A 425-nucleotide genomic window follows, 5' to 3' on the forward strand; every position below is an offset into this window, starting at 1 on the left:
GTTAACAATACAATTTATCATCCGGAAATGACAACTGAACAAACTAATCGTAGTGAAGAAACCATCAATGAAATGCGGTCAATCAATGTAAAAATTGATTACTCTCAACCCTTAAACGAGAGTATAGTCTGGAACATGGGGTATCAACTTTTTCATCGACAGATCTTCAATGATTTTATCGATTCGGATAACGCGATAGAAATTGAGTATCTGGATTACAGAAATTCATTTTACGGTGATTTTGCTTATAAAAAGGGAAAGTTTTCGTTTAGGGCAGGTGTGAGGTTGGAGCATCTAACAATAGATATTTCAGATACACTTTCAAGTCAGGATTTACATCCACTGCCTCTGGGGTCAATTATGTATTCCATTAATCAGCGAAACAACATAAGTTTTACCTATAACAGGCGATTAAGATATCCCTC

At 35.5% G+C, this 425-nt stretch carries 1 protein-coding gene; it reads left to right on the plus strand.

What is annotated here, in order from left to right:
* On the plus strand, nucleotides 1-425 hold a 425-nt coding region (locus C6366_RS18855; RefSeq protein WP_146164956.1), incomplete at both ends, for an outer membrane beta-barrel protein.

The sequence above is a fragment of the Desulfonatronum sp. SC1 genome (assembly GCF_003046795.1).
In the GTDB taxonomy this organism is placed as follows: Bacteria; Desulfobacterota; Desulfovibrionia; order Desulfovibrionales; family Desulfonatronaceae; genus Desulfonatronum.